The organism is Allopontixanthobacter sediminis, assembly GCF_009828115.1.
GTDB classification, from domain to species: Bacteria; Pseudomonadota; Alphaproteobacteria; order Sphingomonadales; family Sphingomonadaceae; genus Allopontixanthobacter; species Allopontixanthobacter sediminis.
In genome coordinates this window covers 283,803-299,121 of record NZ_WTYL01000003.1, presented here as the reverse complement: position 1 = coordinate 299,121, position 15,319 = coordinate 283,803, and the positions used below count along the sequence as shown (strand labels likewise).

Annotated in this window: 16 protein-coding genes; 9 read left to right on the top strand and 7 right to left on the bottom strand. The window is 62.8% G+C overall.

Annotation, left to right across the window (positions count from 1 at the left end):
• Positions 1-5 precede the first annotated feature (5 nt).
• On the bottom strand, positions 6-464 hold the full coding sequence (gene queF, locus GRI65_RS12225) for a preQ(1) synthase (protein WP_160756843.1): 459 nt from the start codon (positions 462-464) through the stop codon (positions 6-8).
• 87 nt (positions 465-551) lie between these two features.
• Here queF and GRI65_RS12220 point away from each other — a divergent pair, with 87 nt between their 5' ends.
• From GRI65_RS12220 to GRI65_RS12180, 9 genes are all read left to right on the top strand, one after another.
• The gene (locus tag GRI65_RS12220) at positions 552-1,844 is read left to right on the top strand and encodes a hypothetical protein (RefSeq protein ID WP_160756842.1); all 1,293 of its coding nucleotides are present in this window, start codon (positions 552-554) and stop codon (positions 1,842-1,844) included.
• Positions 1,845-1,898: 54 nt separating this feature from the next.
• The gene (locus GRI65_RS12215; protein ID WP_160756841.1) at positions 1,899-2,771 is read left to right on the top strand and encodes a sulfurtransferase; all 873 of its coding nucleotides are present in this window, start codon (positions 1,899-1,901) and stop codon (positions 2,769-2,771) included.
• Positions 2,768-3,988, top strand: a complete 1,221-nt coding sequence (metC, locus tag GRI65_RS12210) for a cystathionine beta-lyase (protein WP_232844173.1) — start codon at positions 2,768-2,770, stop codon at positions 3,986-3,988. The genes GRI65_RS12215 and metC overlap by 4 nt, the downstream gene beginning before the upstream one ends.
• On the top strand, positions 3,985-5,079 hold the full coding sequence (locus GRI65_RS12205; protein ID WP_160756839.1) for a mechanosensitive ion channel family protein: 1,095 nt from the start codon (positions 3,985-3,987) through the stop codon (positions 5,077-5,079). Before metC ends, GRI65_RS12205 begins: the two co-directional genes overlap by 4 nt.
• 96 nt (positions 5,080-5,175) lie before the next feature.
• Complete coding sequence (gene cobA, locus GRI65_RS12200) at positions 5,176-5,934, top strand: uroporphyrinogen-III C-methyltransferase (protein ID WP_160756838.1); 759 nt, start codon at positions 5,176-5,178, stop codon at positions 5,932-5,934.
• Entirely contained in the window at positions 5,931-6,227 is a 297-nt protein-coding gene (locus GRI65_RS12195) for a DUF2849 domain-containing protein (protein WP_160756837.1), read from the top strand. Before cobA ends, GRI65_RS12195 begins: the two co-directional genes overlap by 4 nt.
• On the top strand, positions 6,227-7,861 hold the full coding sequence (locus tag GRI65_RS12190) for a nitrite/sulfite reductase (protein WP_160756836.1): 1,635 nt from the start codon (positions 6,227-6,229) through the stop codon (positions 7,859-7,861). The genes GRI65_RS12195 and GRI65_RS12190 overlap by 1 nt, the downstream gene beginning before the upstream one ends.
• On the top strand, positions 7,854-8,291 hold the full coding sequence (locus GRI65_RS12185; RefSeq protein WP_160756835.1) for a DUF934 domain-containing protein: 438 nt from the start codon (positions 7,854-7,856) through the stop codon (positions 8,289-8,291). The genes GRI65_RS12190 and GRI65_RS12185 overlap by 8 nt, the downstream gene beginning before the upstream one ends.
• Entirely contained in the window at positions 8,284-9,087 is an 804-nt protein-coding gene (locus GRI65_RS12180; protein ID WP_160756834.1) for a phosphoadenylyl-sulfate reductase, read from the top strand. The genes GRI65_RS12185 and GRI65_RS12180 overlap by 8 nt, the downstream gene beginning before the upstream one ends.
• 16 nt (positions 9,088-9,103) lie before the next feature.
• Here GRI65_RS12180 and GRI65_RS12175 read toward each other — a convergent pair whose 3' ends face one another.
• The 6 genes from GRI65_RS12175 to GRI65_RS12150 all read right to left on the bottom strand — a co-directional run bounded on the left by GRI65_RS12175 (position 9,104) and on the right by GRI65_RS12150 (position 15,319).
• Positions 9,104-10,015, bottom strand: a complete 912-nt coding sequence (locus GRI65_RS12175; RefSeq protein WP_332872650.1) for an NAD-dependent epimerase/dehydratase family protein — start codon at positions 10,013-10,015, stop codon at positions 9,104-9,106.
• Positions 10,012-11,145 (bottom strand): glutamate 5-kinase, encoded by a 1,134-nt coding sequence (proB, locus tag GRI65_RS12170; protein WP_160756832.1) that lies wholly within the window; start codon positions 11,143-11,145, stop codon positions 10,012-10,014. The genes GRI65_RS12175 and proB overlap by 4 nt, the downstream gene beginning before the upstream one ends.
• Before the next feature lie 56 nt (positions 11,146-11,201).
• The gene (gene obgE, locus GRI65_RS12165) at positions 11,202-12,257 is read right to left on the bottom strand and encodes a GTPase ObgE (protein ID WP_160756831.1); all 1,056 of its coding nucleotides are present in this window, start codon (positions 12,255-12,257) and stop codon (positions 11,202-11,204) included.
• An 85-nt stretch (positions 12,258-12,342) separates the two neighbouring features.
• A complete protein-coding gene (locus GRI65_RS12160) occupies positions 12,343-13,203 on the bottom strand; it encodes a hypothetical protein (protein ID WP_160756830.1) in 861 nt (286 codons plus the stop codon).
• Between the two features lie 401 nt (positions 13,204-13,604).
• Positions 13,605-14,378: a Bax inhibitor-1/YccA family protein gene (locus GRI65_RS12155; protein ID WP_160756829.1), complete on the bottom strand. Its 774-nt coding sequence runs from the start codon at positions 14,376-14,378 to the stop codon at positions 13,605-13,607.
• Between the two features lie 134 nt (positions 14,379-14,512).
• Positions 14,513-15,319, bottom strand: a complete 807-nt coding sequence (locus GRI65_RS12150; protein ID WP_160756828.1) for a pyrroline-5-carboxylate reductase family protein — start codon at positions 15,317-15,319, stop codon at positions 14,513-14,515.

Below are 15,319 nucleotides of genomic sequence, written 5' to 3'. Positions count from 1 at the left end.
CAGACCTAACCCCGCCCCCGGTATCCCTGCACGCCCTGATCCGGCACCCATAGCCCTTCCGGCGGGGCGGCGCTCTGCCAGAATACGTCGATCGGAATGCCGCCGCGGGGGTACCAATAACCGCCGATGCGCAGCCAGCGCGGCTTCATCTCGCTTACCAACCGCTCGCCGATCCCGACGGTCACATCTTCGTGGAAACCGGCGTGGTTGCGAAACGATCCGAGAAACAGTTTCAGTGACTTCGATTCGACAATCGTCCGGTCCGGCGCATAATCGATCACCAGGTGGGCAAAGTCAGGTTGGCCGGTAACCGGGCAAAGCGAGGTAAACTCGGGCGCGGCAAAGCGCACCATATAAACTGAGTTCAGGCGTGGATTCGGCACGTAATCAAGGGTGGCTTCTTCCGGCGACGCAGGAAGCGGTGTTGATTTACCGAGGAAGGCAGGGGAAGGTGTGTCACTCATGCCGCGCTGATGCCGCGAACGTGCACGCGATACAAGTCACCTGTGGCATGTTGCCAATTCAATCCCTATTCAGCGCGGCCTGACTACGTGCCGATTCCCCCCGGGACCCAAACCCTGACCATGCGCCCTAGACTGACATCATCCCTGCTCGCGATTGCAATTGCGCACGGCAGCCTGACGCTGGCGGGCGCTGCTGTCGCGGCGACTCCCGCAGCAACCGCAACCCCGCCCGGCGGGTTCCGCCTGCCGCCTGCGCCAAGCCCGACCGCGACCCCCGATGTCCAGGGTCCGGTGGATATCGAGGGGCCGGTCCCGATCGAACCGCGAGTGATTCGCACGCCTCGCCCGTCCCCTGCTCCTTCGCCGACTCCTACGGCGACACAGCGCCAGTTGCCCACAATCCTGGCGGAACCCTCGCCCGCACAGCCACTGGAGACCCGCCGGTTCACCCCGGCCGCGCGGGCAACCCCGGGGCAGCTAACGCCGGGTGACGAGACGCCCGCGCCCGGTCAATCCGCATCGGACTCGCTCGACCTGACGCCAGCAGAGCCGGTGACGGGAAGCCTGCCGACCGCAGCGCCGCTGCCGGGCCTGGGCGAAGACCTCGCGACTTCTGCAACTCCGGGGCTCTCCGAGGACCAAGGCGGAACCGCTAACTGGTCGCTGTGGTTCGCGCTGGCGACTGCCCTCGCGGTAGCAGCGGGCGCCGCGTATCTGTGGCGAGTTCGTCGCCAGACGGCCCTGGTCGGGTTTGCGCCGATCGAACCGCCACTCGTCCGGCGGCCCGAGCCTGCGCCGTCCCCGAGTGCTCCACGCGCGCCGCAGCCAGCAGCGCAACCTTTGCCCGGCGCCTCTCCCGTTCCGTCGAAGGTTCCTGCCGCCGCCGCGCCCGCGGCAGCCACCAAGGCGCGCCCGTTCTCGATTCAGGTGGTCCCCGGGAAACTAAGCCGCAGCATGATGAACGCGACGCTGTCCTGTGCGATCACTATCCATAACCATTCGGCGCTGGCTTTCGAAAATCTGCAGATTTCCGGCGATCTGGTGACGGCACACGGCAAAGTCCCCGCAAGCGAGCAATTGGCCGACGGGGCTACCGTACTGGCGCCACTGGATACGATGCCTGCGCTTGCTGCCGGCGAGAAAGCCCAACTGACCGCAAGTCTCAATCTGCCGGTCAATCAGATACGCACAATCGCGCAGGGCCGCGCCATGCTCTATGTGCCGTTGCTGCGGCTGCGAGTAACCAGCGACGGCCTTGATCCGGTCACCCAAACCTTCGTGATCGGGATGAAGCCGCCAGGCAGCGGAAAGGTCCAGCCTTTCCGTCTCGACGAGATGCCCCAGACCTACAACCAGATCGGCAGCCGCGCGCTGGATTAGATGCTCAGCAGCAGCCCCCTCGACTGACCGCGCTATGCCCGCTACTCCGGGCCGATGAACCATCCAGCGAATACCGGGATACTCGTAAGCACGGAACAACTTGCCGAAACGCTTGGCGAGGATAGATTGATCATTCTCGACGCGTCGGCCCATTTGCCCGACGCTGGCCGCAATCCGGCAGCGGAATTCGCCGCCAGCCATATCTCGGGTGCCCGTTTCCTCGACCTGCCGGATCTTATCGACAAGGTCTCGCCCGTGCCCGCCGCCCTTCCCCGCGCTGACCAGTTCGAGCAGCGGATGCGCAACCTCGGGGTGACGTCGGACAGCCGGATCGTCCTGTATGATGACAGCAAATTGCGCAGCAGCGCCCGCGCGTGGTTCATCTGCAGGATGTTCGGTCTTCAAAACGTCGCCGTGCTCGATGGCGGTCTTGCAAAATGGAAAGCGGAAGGACGGCCGGTCGAAAGCGGCCAGCCAAGCATCACCGCGACGGACTTTACGGCCACGGCGGATGACCGCGAGTGGGTGCGGAGCAAGGCGGATATGCTTGCCAACATCGACAACCGATCGGAACAGGTGCTCGACGCCCGCGACGCGCAGCGCTTCACTGGAGAAATCGGCGATCAGGTTCACGATCTGCCGGGCGGCCATATCCCCGGCGCGCTCAACCTCCCGTTTCCCAATGTCCTGAACGAAGACGGCACCTTCAAACGTGGCGACAGCTTGCGGGCTGCGTTCGAGAAGGCCGGTGTCGACCTGTCTGCACCGGTGACCGGCACCTGCGGCAGCGGAATGACGGCATCGGTGCTGCTGTTTGCGCTGAAATTGCTCGGGAAAGAGAATATCGCGTTGTACGACGGCAGCTGGAGCGAATGGGGCGCCGACCCCGCTACGCCAAAGGAAATCGGGGCACCAAGCGGATCATGAGCGGCAAGGAATTCGAGGGCAAACCGGCCCATGGTAACGGGACCAGGCTCGCCTCCGCCGGGCGAAAGCCCGAATGGACCGGCGCCGTGGTCAATCCGCCAGTTTGGCGCGGCAGCACCCACCTTTATCCGGATGTCGCTTCGCTGAAGGACCGGACGAAGCGTAATCAGGACGGCGACTTTTTCTATGGTCGCCGCGGATCGCCCACCCAGTGGGCGCTGTGCGATGCACTCACCGGGATCGAACCGAGCGCTGCGGGTACCGTGCTCTATCCCAGCGGCGTGGCCGCGATTGCAGGGGCGCTGATGGCCGTGCTGAGGCCGGGTGATGTCCTGCTGGTAACCGACAACGCCTACGAACCCAGCCGCGCGATGGCGACCGGCCTGCTCGGGCAGCTTGGCGTCGAGGCGCGCTTCTTCGATCCGCTGGATGTCGCCGGTTTTGCGGACCATTTCTGTGAACGGACCCGGGCAGTGCTGCTGGAAAGTCCCGGCAGCTTGACGATGGAAGTGCAGGATGTCCCGGCCTTGACCGACATCGCTCGCAGCAAAGGCGCGGTCAGCCTGATCGACAACACCTGGGCCACTCCGCTCGGCTTCCCCGCGCTGGAGCATGGCTGCGACATCGCGATCATGTCCCTCACCAAGCATGTCGGCGGGCATTCCGACCTGATGATGGGCAGCGCCGCGGCCAAAGGGCCGCTGTATCGTAAATTGCGCCAGACGGCGCAGTCGCTGGGCCAGGTTGTTTCCCCCGATGACGCGGCGCTGGCTCTGCGCGGGCTGCGGACCATGGGGTTGCGTCTGGAACGTTCGACCGCCACCGCGTTGGAAGTGGTGCGTTGGCTGGAGAGCCGAAGCGAGGTCGCCCATGTTCTCTGCCCATTCCTGCCCGGAGCGCCCGGATATGATTTATGGCGACGCGACTTTTCCGGCGGCTGCGGGCTGTTCAGCTTTGTCCTGAAGGGGCACAGCGACACGGCTCGGGCCCGGCTGATCGATGCGCTTGACCTGTTCGGCATCGGCTACAGTTGGGGCGGGTTCGAGAGCCTTGCGATTCCGATCGATCCTGCGAGCATTCGGACCGGCAGCGCTTGGCCGCCCGAACATTGGGACAGCGGCGACCAATACGGAATTCGCTTGTCCATCGGGCTGGAGGACGCGGCCGATCTCATAGCCGACCTTGAACAGGGCTTTGCCGCGATGGAGCAGAAATGACTGTAACGGCTGAAACGGTGTCCGCTGAACTTCCCGCAGAAGCTGCGCCCGGCGCAGCGCTGACGCCGAGCCCGACGCCAAGTTTGACGCCCACCGTGGACCCGGTACCGGTCGCTACTCCGACAGAGTCAATCTCGGCGGCGGAAGAAATCAAGGACGCGGTAACCGACCGGAGCAATTTCGTCGGCGATATGGCCAACACCCTCGACAGCATGGCACTCAGCGTCGGCGAAATGCGGGTGTCCGTGTGGGACGCCTTCGTGGTGATCCTGGTTATTGTCGGCGTCGTCACCGCGGCATTTTTTCTCAGCAAGCTGCTTCACAGTACGCTGAAACGGATAACCAAGCTTGATGTGACCCAGCGTTTGCTCGCGGAAAAGCTGATCAGTGTCGGCGTCTGGGTGATGGCCGTATTGGTGGGGATCGACCTTCTCGGCATCGACCTTACGGCGCTCGCGGTGTTTTCTGGCGCCTTCGGCCTTGCTGTCGGTTTTGGCTTGCAGAAAACCTTCGGCAACCTGATCGCCGGAATCATCCTGCTGATGGACCGTTCGATCAAACCGGGCGATGTCATCGCGGTTGCCGATCAGGGCGGCCTCGCGACCTTCGGGCAGATCCGCAAAATCGGTATTCGTGCCGTGTCCATCACGACCCGCGATCAGAAGGAATATCTGATTCCGAACGAAAACCTGATGATCAACCAGGTGGAAAACTGGTCCTACTCCTCCAAACAGGTGCGGATGCAGATCCCCGTCGGGGTGTCCTATAATTGCGACATCAAGCAGGCCGAAAAACTGATGCTGGAGGCTGCTGCAAGTTGCGAACGGGTACTGAAAAGTCCGCCTCCGACAGTGTGGCTCGACCTGTACGGCGACAGTTCGGTGAACTTCATCATCCATTGCTGGATTACTGATCCGGAAGCCGGGATCGGCAATGTGAAGTCGGAAGTTCTCAAGAAGCTGTGGGACCTGTTCCAGGAACAGGGCATCGAAATCCCCTTCCCGCAGCGGGATATCAACCTGCGCAACAACGAACAATTCGAACAGCTTATCGCCGCAATCGGACAGCGGCTCGAAGACCGGAAGGCTTAGATCAAGATGAGGTCCGGCCGCCCCTGATACGTTTTCTAGCCGGTCGGAAATCCATTCTCGCTGGCGGCTCGCGCGATCCGCAGCCATCTTCCCAGCATGGAAAAAGTTGGAACTGTCTATCTCGTCGGCGCGGGGCCGGGTGATCCCGACCTGCTGACGCTACGCGCGGCGAGGCTGCTGCAATCTGCGCGGTTGATCGTGCATGATGGATTGGTCGACCCCGCAATCCTCGCCATGGCGCGCGATGACGCAGTGCTGGTTTCGGTGGCCAAGCAGCGTTCCAGACACACCGTTCCGCAAGACCAGATTAACGCCCTGCTCGTCCGCGAAGCGCTCGCCGGTAACGATGTCGTTCGCCTCAAAGGCGGCGATCCGTTCATTTTCGGGCGCGGCGGCGAAGAGGCAGAGGATTGCCGCGCAGCCGGTGTTCCGGTGGTCGTGGTGCCGGGGATCAGCGCCGCCAATGGCGCAGCAGCAGCAGCCCAGATCGCCCTTACCCACCGCGACGCGGCGAGCATTGTCAGCTTCGTGGCAGGCCAGTGCAAGGGGCTGTCGGAACAGGATTGGGCAGGCTTGGCCGGTAAGGGCCGCACGCTGGTGATCTATATGGGTGTAAAAACCGCACCGCAAATCGCCGAGAAGCTGATGGCGGACGGGCTTGCTCCGGATATGCCTCTGGCGATCATCGAAAACGCCGCGCGTCCTGAGATGCGGGTGCTGCGCGGCGTTCTGGCGGGGCTGCCCGACCTGGTGACGGAAGCCAGGGTGATCAGCCCGGCACTCATCGTCATCGGCGAAGTAACCGCCCGCACCAACACCCAACTGGCCCACATCGCGCAGGAAGCTACGGCATGAAAATTCTGACCGGAAACGACCTCAAGACCGGTGCGGTAACCTGGTGGGACGGCACCGGCTGGTCGCTCCATGTCGCGGATGCGGCGGATGTCGGGGACGACGCTGACGCCATTCTTGCCCGCGAAGAAGCGGCTCGCCGTGTCAACGCGGCCTATGCAATCGAAGCGGAACTGACCGCCAGCGGTGTCCGTCCAGCCCATATCAAGGACCGTATTCGCGGCCTCGGCCCGACGGTTCGCCCTGACCTTACCCTCAAACCCGAAGACCCCGATGCGGTCCGTGAGGTAATCTGATGTATCAATACGACCATTACGACCAGGCGATGGTCGACGCGCGGGTGGCGGAATTTCGCGACCAGTGCCAGCGGCGGCTCGAAGGCAAGCTGACCGAAGACCAGTTCAAGCCGCTCCGGCTCATGAACGGCTTGTATCTCCAACTGCACGCCTACATGCTGCGCGTCGCGATCCCCTACGGCACGCTCAGCGGGGCGCAGATGCGTGCGCTGGGCAACATTGCCGACAAGTTCGACCGCAAATACGGCCATTTCACCACCCGCCAGAATATCCAGTACAACTGGATCAAGCTTGAGGATGCGCCCGACATCCTGGCCGATCTCGCCAAGGTGGAAATGCACGCGATCCAGACCAGCGGCAATTGCATCCGCAACATCAGTTCGGATCATTTTGCGGGCGCGGCGGCGGATGAAATCATCGACCCCCGGCCTTACGCCGAACTGCTTCGCCAATGGTCCAGCTTCCACCCGGAATTCAGCTATTTGCCGCGCAAGTTCAAGATCGCGGTAATTGCTAGCGAGACCGACCGCGCGGCCATGCGGCTGCACGATATCGGTATCAATATCGTGCGCAACGATGCCGGCGAACTGGGCGCGGCGTTCTATGTCGGCGGCGGGATGGGCCGCACCCCGATGATCGCCCCGCTGATCAACGGCTTCGTCCCGCTGGACCAGCTGATCACCTACTCCGAGGCCTGTCTGCGGGTCTACAACCGATACGGCCGTCGCGACAACAAGTACAAGGCGCGGGTCAAGATCCTGGTGCATGAACTGGGGGCGGAAGAATACACGCGCCAGGTCGAGGAAGAATTCGCGTTGCTCATAGCCCAGAGTATCGAACCGCCCTTTGCCGAACTGGAGCGCATTCGTACCTATTTCGATGAACCCGCGTTCGACGCCGACGCTTCGGATGAACTTGACCGGACAGACCCGGATTTCGCGGTTTGGAGCGACCGGAACACGCATCCCCACAAGACGCCGGGCTATGTCAGCGCGGTCATCAGCCTGAAGCCGGTTGGCGGCATTCCCGGCGATGCCACAGCCGACCAGATGCGGCTCATGGCCGAGCTCGCCGAGCAGTACAGCTTCGATGAATGCCGGGTCACGCATACCCAGAACATCGTGTTGCCCCACGTTCGAAAAGCCGACCTCTTCGCGCTGTGGCAGAAACTGGACGCTGCCGGTCTGGGGACGCCCAATCTCGACCAGGTTGGCGATATCATCGCCTGCCCCGGCCTTGATTACTGCAGTCTCGCCAACGCCCGTTCGATCCCGATCGCGCAGCAGATCTCGCAGCGTTTCCACGCGAACGGCAAGGGCGAAATCCTGGGCGAACTGAAGCTGAAGATCTCTGGCTGCATCAACGCTTGCGGTCATCACCATGCGGGCCATATCGGCATCCTCGGCGTCGACAAGAAGGGCGTCGAAAACTACCAATTGTCGCTCGGCGGAAGCGAGGCGGAGGACACTTCGCTGGGCAAGATTACGGGCCGCGGTTTCGACGAGGCCGGCATTGTCGATGCCGTCGAAACCTCCGTCGATGTCTATCTGGCCCAGCGCCAGGATGGCGAGCGTTTTCTGGACACTTACCGCCGTATCGGCATGGAACCCTTCAAGGAAGCGCTGTATGGTTGATCCGGCCCAGAATGGACTTCGCTTCCGCACGGATGCACCGGTTTCCGATCCGGCGGTGACCGTCGAAGCCTTCGCCGAACAGACCAACGCCCTGGCGGTCCGGATCGAACCGGGCGAGGACGTGCGCCTGTTGCTGCCGTTCCTCGACCGGCTACGCCTGGTCGAAGTGAACTTCCCGTCGTTCGGCGACGGACGCGGCTATTCTGCCGCACGGATCCTGCGCGAGGCGGGTTACACGGGCGAACTGCGCGCCGTCGGCGACGTGTTGGTTGACCAGATTGCCTATATGAAGCGCTGCGGTTTCGACGCCTTCCAGCCCGACGAATTGCTCGATCGGGGCGATGTCGAGAACGCCCTTTCCCGCTGGCCGGATGTTTACCAGCCCACCGCCGATGGACGCGTGCCGATCTGGAACCTTCGCCATGGCTGAAGCCGACCCAAGCCGCGTAACGGCCCGCATCCGCGACCGCATCGACGTTTCCCCGCGCTTCAGCGAGGCCGATGCCATTCGCCTCAACCGCATGTTCCGCGGCCGGGATACGCAAGAGATGATGCGCAGCGTGATCGAGGACGGGCTGGTCGGCGAACTTGCGACAGTGTCCAGCTGTGGTGCGGAAAGCGCTGTTTTGCTACATCTTATTTCACAGATCGATCCGTCGTTGCCGGTCTTGTTCCTGGAAACCGGAAAGCACTTCCCCGAAACGCTCGCCTATCGCGACCTGCTGGTCGAACGACTTGGTCTGACGGGCCTGCGCAATCTAACGCCTGACCCCGCCACATTGGTCGCGAAGGACGAGACCGGACTCCGCTGGTCCTACGATCCCGACGGTTGCTGCGAAATACGCAAGGTCCTGCCGCTTGCCAGCGCGCTATCGGGCTTCGACGCCACGATTACCGGGCGTAAGGCATTCCAGTCCTCCACCCGCGCCAATCTGCCGCGGTTCGAAGTGGATACAGCGGATGCGCAAGGCCGGCTCAAGATCAACCCGCTGATCGACTGGAGCGGCGACGATATCCAGGCCTATATCGAGGAACACCAACTGCCACGCCACCCGTTGGTCGAGGCCGGTTATCCCTCGATCGGCTGCGCACCGTGCACCAGCAAGGTGGCGCCGGGCGAAGACCCGCGCTCCGGCCGTTGGAAGGGTTGGGAAAAAACCGAATGCGGAATTCACACGCCATCCGATGAAGATGATCTGCCGCCGGGCTACGAACCGGCGTTCTAGGCGAATTGGGTCTCGGTCAAAGCCAACCCTGCTGCCGGTACCATTCCGCGGTCGATCTGAGCCCTTCCCGCGTCTCGACTGAGGGGGTCCAGATATCCGTCGGAACGGCCCTGTCCGACCGTGCCACCCAATTGGGATGGCACATATAGCCCACCCGGTCTGCGGTCAGTTTCGCTCTGTTGCCCCGCAAGATCCGGTCGAGACCTGCCGCCCCGCGCAGCAGCGGGGCCGGCATGTTGGGGGCGAACACCCGGCGCCCCACGGCTTCGCCAATCGCAGCGGCCATCTCACCATACGACCAGCCACCCGTGCGGCCGTCATCCGGCTCGAACAGCTTGCGGTGAACCCGGGGCGAGGAAGGCAGCAGGGCCATCAGCAATCGGGCAAGGTCGTCCACGTGGATCATGGAGGTTGCCCCGCTGGGCGGCAAGGGCACGAAACCAAGGCGCGCGCTCTTGAACAGTTCGAACATGTCCCGGTCACGCGGGCCATAAACCGCGGGCGGCCGCACGATGGTCCAGTCGAGCCCGCTGCCGGATACCAGTTGCTCCGCCTGTGCCTTGGACTCGCCGTAGGCAGACAGGGCCGGTTCGCGCGCGGACAGTGACGATACGAAAACGAAACGCTTCACGCCCGCCCGCTTTGCTGCATCAAGCAGCGAAGCAGTGCCGCTGACGTTAGCAACGGTGAAGTCTGCCGGATCGGGCGTGTTGGTGAGGCCGGCAATGTGCAGCACAGCGTCCACGCCCTCAACCAGCCGCCCCAGCGCCGCGGCATCGCCGAGACTGCCCGCCACCCATTCGATAGCGTCTCGGTCAGAGGGCACTGACCGTGCGAGGGCGCGCACCGCCATTCCGCGCTCGTCCAGCACATCCAGAACCGTCTGCCCGACAAAGCCTGTGCCGCCGGTCACGGCAATCGCTTTCACAGCAGCACCATATGGTCGCGGTGGATGACCGCCGGGCGCGGTGCATAACCGAGCTTTTCCGCCTGCCCGTTTTCCCGGATGCCCATGATCGCGCGGCATTCGTCGGCGGAATATTCGCTCAGACCCTGCGCAAGGATGCGTCCTCCGGCACCTGCGACACTGACCACATCACCGCGGGCAAATTCGCCTTGCACGGCGGTTATTCCGGCGGCGAGCAGGCTGGAGCCCCTCGCCAGCGCATCGCCGCAACCGCTATCCACCACCAGCGTCCCGCGCAGGTCGATACGGCCGCCAAGCCAGGCTTTGCGGCCTCCGTCGCACCGCTGGGGAACGAAAAGGGTGCCGCGGCCCGAACCCAGCGCGGTGCGAACCGGCTTGTCCCGCGTTCCGTTGACGATGGCGAGCGCGATGCCCGCACGCTCGGCAATTTCGGCGGCCTGCAATTTCGAAATCATCCCGCCCGAACCAAGCCCGGATGCCGATCCGCTGTCGGCCATGGCCCGGATTTCGTCGGTCACGCCGTCCACTCGGTCCAGCAATACCGCAGCGGGATCGGAAGGATTACGGTCGTAAAGACCGTCCACATCGGACAGCAGCAACACTGCGTCGGCGCTGGCGGCCTGCGCCACGCGGGCAGCCAGCCGGTCGTTATCCCCGAAGCGGATTTCTTCGGTTGCCACACTGTCGTTCTCGTTCACCACGGGGACGATTCCCGCCGCGAGCAGGCGCGCCAGAGTGGAGGATGCGTTGAGATAGCGCCGCCGGTCTTCAAGATCGCCCAGCGTGACGAGCATCTGCGCCGCCCCGAGGCCATGGTGTTCAAGCAGCCGCGACCACAAACCAGCCAGGGCGATCTGGCCTACCGAAGCCGCCGCCTGCGCGTCAGCGAGACTGCCGCGCCCTCCCTTGGCAAGACCCATTCGTGCCGCGCCCAGTGCAATCGCACCGGAACTGACCACCACCACTTGCTGACCAGCGGCCCGCATGTCGGCAATTTCGGATATAAGTCCGGCCAGCCATTCTTGCCGAGGCTGGCCGTCCGGCCCGACGAGCAGCGCCGATCCAACCTTGATTACCACCCGGTTGGCGGCGGCCGGGTTGGACAGGTCGCGAAGATGATCGATAGCCATACGCAGCGGGTTAGCGCCAAGCCCACAGGAAATGAAGTCGGCTCAAAGCCGGAACATCACACAGGCGACCATGGCGCGGCTTCGGAAGTGCTTTCCTCCGCCGGTCCCTTGGTTTCCGTCGAAGTCCGGTCCGGGAGATGCTGCAATATGGCATTGAGCAAATCTTCCACCCCTTGTCCGGTCGCGCCAGATAGGGCGAACACCTTTTCGGCCCCCGCTTCCCGCAATTCCTCGGCAAAGCCCTCGACCAGCTCGTCATCGGCCAAATCGACCTTGTTCAACGCGATCAGTTGAACCTTGTCCTCCAGCCCGGCCCCATAGGCTTCCAATTCCGCATCGACGATCTGCATCGCTTCGGCGGGATCGTCACCGGTTATGTCGACCAGGTGGATCAGCACGCGGCACCGTTCGATGTGACCGAGGAAACGGTCGCCAATCCCGGCACCATCCGCCGCGCCTTCGATCAGGCCGGGGATGTCCGCGATGACTAATTCACGGTTCTTGTGGCGAACCACGCCCAGTTTCGGGACCAGCGTGGTGAAGGCGTAAGCGCCGACCTTTGCCTGTGCGTTGGACACCGCGTTGATGAAGGTCGATTTGCCAGCGTTGGGAAGGCCGAGCAGTCCGACATCCGCAAGCAGCTTCAGACGAAGCCAAACCCACATTTCCTGGCCCGCTTCGCCGGGTTGGTGCTGGCGCGGCGCACGGTTGGTGGAGCTTTTGAAGCTGGCGTTGCCGCGGCCGCCCATCCCGCCTTCGAGGAAGGTGATTTCCTGGCCGATCTCGGTGAAATCGGCGAGCACTTCTTCCTTGTCTTCGGACAACACCTGCGTGCCGACTGGCACTTCGATCACCAGCGGATCTGCGCCCGCACCGGTCCGGTCGCGGCCCATGCCGTGGGTGCCGCGCTTGGCCTTGAAATGCTGCGAATACCGGAAGTCGATGAGCGTGTTGAGGCCCTGAACGGCGCGGAACACGATGTCCCCGCCCTTGCCGCCGCTGCCCCCATCGGGGCCGCCGTATTCGATATATTTTTCACGCCGGAAGCTGACGGCACCGGGGCCGCCCGCTCCGGATCGGAGGAAAATCTTGGCTTGATCGAGAAAATGCATGGTCGCCCCTTAGAGGTTCCCGCCCGATCGCACGAGTCCTGATATTGCCTCGGGTCTTATTGTCCCAGGGGACCGCAACGCATCCTCAGTCACCCTCCTCGGGTATCGGAGCGACGACCGGATTGGACACGAAAACCGTTTCCGATGCTGGAACCCCGTCTGCTGGCGCCTCGGTAACCGGGGTGTCGACGGACGGCATGTCTGCGGAAGGGGACGGGCTCGTTGCAGGTTCGGCAAATATCGACGGGGTAATCGTCGAACCGGTTTCGACGGTCGGGGGCGCGGCAATTAGTGCCGTTTCGGGTGAAACACCGGGTGAAGCGGTCAGAGCGGTATCCGGACGTTCAACGACCGGCTCCGAAATGAACACCGGTTCGCCGCGTACTTCGGGGCCGAACCCCTGGTCCGCCGGAGTATAATATGCCGCGCCGGTATAGGATGCCGGATTGACAGCCTGCGGCGGACCATAGCGCGCATCCCACATGGCGACATTGACCCGGTATTGCTCATAGGAACGGTAGAAGTCCTCGAACACAGCTTCCAGTGACTGAAGCCCGCGAGCGGCGAAAGTTTCGAGGTCCGCCGGGGCAACCGCCAGCGATTCGTCGGCCACCCGTGTCGCGACATTGCAGAATTCATCGATCGCCGGGGGCAGCGCGAAATAATTATAGACCTGCGTCATATAGTCATCCTGCGCATTTTGGCCCTGCGATCCGTAACGATCGCGAAATTGCTTGGTCACTTCCCGGTTTACCGAGGTCAATTCGCGTTTGTTGCGAGTGAGCAGCGAGGCATACGCTGGAAGGATGGTGGCATGCTGGGGGTCTTGGCAATTCAGCGCCGCGACATTCAGGGCAGACCGCAAGTTCCATACAGTCTGCTCGGGGGTAATGTTGTAATTGACCGTCTGACGAATACCATCGGCGCCGACAGCCGGGATTGCCATCAATGAAACGGCCCCACTGGGAGGAATCGGCCGCGCAGGAATTACTACCTGAACAGGCGGCGGCGGCGGAGGCGGCGGGGGCGGCGGCGGAGGCGTAGCGCACGCTGCCAAAGCGGCCAGTCCGCAAGCCACTAAGATAATGCGAATTGGTGGCTGGCTCGATTCGGACATTAAACGCGGCTCTCCTGTTCGTCCGGCATCACGGCCGGACCCCTTGTTGTCAGAACGGTAACGGGCGAAGCCTTTCGCTGCGCTGAATCCGCTAATCGTTGCGCGACATTATCTAACGCCATGCGCGGACAAAGAAAATGCCCGGAATGCATTGAGCACTCCGGGCATCGTCAGGACGAGTCCTGTATGCGGTCAGTTGAATCCGCCGGCACGCGGCCAGCGGTCGGAGATCACTCGCGTGAACCCATGAACCGCAGCAGGAACAGGAACATGTTGATGAAATCGAGGTACAGGCTGAGTGCACCCATAATCACCATCTTGCCGACGGGGAATGCCTGCGCCATTGCCGGGTTGGTTACCTTGGCGTTCTGGATGGCCAGATATTCGCGCTTGAGGCGCTGCGTATCGTAGGCGGTGAGGCCCGCGAAAATCAGCACACCGAGGAAGCTCACGGCAAGTTCCAGCACGCTGGACTGCATGAAGATATTCACGACGCTGGCGATGATGAGGCCGATCACGCCCATGATCAGGAAGCTGCCCCAACCGGACAAATCCTTCTTGGTGGTGTAACCGAACAGGCTAAGGCCGGCAAACGCGCCCGCCGTAGCGAAGAACGTCGCTGCGATCGAACCGCCGGTGTAGACCAGGAAGATGGTCGACAGCGACAAGCCCATCAGCACCGCGAAGCCCCAGAACATGGCCTGCAGAGTTGCGGTGGAGAATTTGTTCTGGCCGAAGCTCATCGCGAACACGATTGCGAGCGGCGACAGGGCTACCAGCCACATCATCGGACCGCTTGCGAAAGTCAGCGCCAAGCCGGACTGTGCCGTCAAAAGCGCGACGATACCGGTCAGCAGGACGCCCGACGCCATGTAATTGTAGATCGACAGCATGTGCTTGCGCAGGCCCGCGTCAAAAATCTCGCGGCCGGCAACTTCACCCGTCAGGTTTGGAGACGTTCCGAAACCCGTACGTGCGGTGCGGGGATCTTTCCAATCTGCCATTGTGATCATTACTCCTTTTCCGGCGCCGTACCGGCACCGGTTCTGGAAACAATATCGGGGTAAGCGGGGTATTTTTCAAGTAAAACCGGACAAATTCGGTCCACCTGCCGTGTGTGCGAAAAGTTAGCGGGATTTTAACCCTTGTCCCCGGCCATTTCCGCCATTTCGGCACCTCGGTCGCGCGCGGCGCGCAAGCATTCCCGAAGCAGTTCTTGCAATGCTGCACCGTCATCGAGCACATCAAGGCCCTTCTGGGTCATCCCGCCCTTGCTCGCAACACGGGCCGCTAGCTCGGCCGCAGAATGTTCCGAGGCCCCCGCCAAGGCGCTGGCTCCTTCCACCATCGCGGTCGCGAGGCGGTCGGCCTGCGCCCGGTCCAGCCCCATGTCCGCTGCACCGCCGGCAAGCGCGTCGATGAACCGGAAAACGAAGCCTGGCCCCGAACCGGCCAGCGCGGTCACGAGATTGAACTGACTTTCATCGTCAAGCCACTCGGCGCTGCCGACCGCTTCCGCAAGCCGGGTAAGTTCTTCCCGCTGCGCATCGTCCAGACCCGTGGCCGCCAAGGCATTGGGTGATTTCCGCAAGGCAACCGCAAGATTGGGCATGAACCGCGCAATGCCGCCCGCACGAGGGAATACTCTCCGCAGTCCGGCCAGATCGATGCCCGCAAGTACGGAAACAAGCACCGTATCGGGACCGATCAAAGGCTCAAGTTGAGGCGCGAGCTCGCCCAGCATCTGCGGCTTCACCGCCAGCAGAACGGCATCGAAATGCTCGTCCGGCCATTCGTTGTGAAGCGCTATTCCGGCAGGCGCTTCGGACCGGCGCGGATGGTAGATGGCGAACCGGTCAGGTGATATCCCCGAGGCAAGCCAGCCTTCGACCATGGCCTGCGCCATTTTCCCAAAGCCCACGATCAGGATCTTGTCCAACGCCAT

What these genes read in the sequence shown, in the direction of transcription:
- queF (WP_160756843.1), bottom strand. Translation starts at nt 464, where the DNA reads ATGAGTGACACACCTTCCCCTGCCTTCCTCGGTAAATCAACACCGCTT.
- GRI65_RS12215 (WP_160756841.1), top strand. Translation starts at nt 1,899, where the DNA reads ATGAACCATCCAGCGAATACCGGGATACTCGTAAGCACGGAACAACTT.
- metC (WP_232844173.1), top strand. Translation starts at nt 2,768, where the DNA reads ATGAGCGGCAAGGAATTCGAGGGCAAACCGGCCCATGGTAACGGGACC.
- GRI65_RS12205 (WP_160756839.1), top strand. Translation starts at nt 3,985, where the DNA reads ATGACTGTAACGGCTGAAACGGTGTCCGCTGAACTTCCCGCAGAAGCT.
- cobA (WP_160756838.1), top strand. Translation starts at nt 5,176, where the DNA reads ATGGAAAAAGTTGGAACTGTCTATCTCGTCGGCGCGGGGCCGGGTGAT.
- GRI65_RS12195 (WP_160756837.1), top strand. Translation starts at nt 5,931, where the DNA reads ATGAAAATTCTGACCGGAAACGACCTCAAGACCGGTGCGGTAACCTGG.
- GRI65_RS12190 (WP_160756836.1), top strand. Translation starts at nt 6,227, where the DNA reads ATGTATCAATACGACCATTACGACCAGGCGATGGTCGACGCGCGGGTG.
- GRI65_RS12185 (WP_160756835.1), top strand. Translation starts at nt 7,854, where the DNA reads ATGGTTGATCCGGCCCAGAATGGACTTCGCTTCCGCACGGATGCACCG.
- GRI65_RS12180 (WP_160756834.1), top strand. Translation starts at nt 8,284, where the DNA reads ATGGCTGAAGCCGACCCAAGCCGCGTAACGGCCCGCATCCGCGACCGC.
- proB (WP_160756832.1), bottom strand. Translation starts at nt 11,145, where the DNA reads ATGGCTATCGATCATCTTCGCGACCTGTCCAACCCGGCCGCCGCCAAC.
- obgE (WP_160756831.1), bottom strand. Translation starts at nt 12,257, where the DNA reads ATGCATTTTCTCGATCAAGCCAAGATTTTCCTCCGATCCGGAGCGGGC.
- GRI65_RS12160 (WP_160756830.1), bottom strand. Translation starts at nt 13,203, where the DNA reads ATGGCAATCCCGGCTGTCGGCGCCGATGGTATTCGTCAGACGGTCAAT.
- GRI65_RS12155 (WP_160756829.1), bottom strand. Translation starts at nt 14,378, where the DNA reads ATGGCAGATTGGAAAGATCCCCGCACCGCACGTACGGGTTTCGGAACG.
- GRI65_RS12150 (WP_160756828.1), bottom strand. Translation starts at nt 15,319, where the DNA reads ATGGCGTTGGACAAGATCCTGATCGTGGGCTTTGGGAAAATGGCGCAG.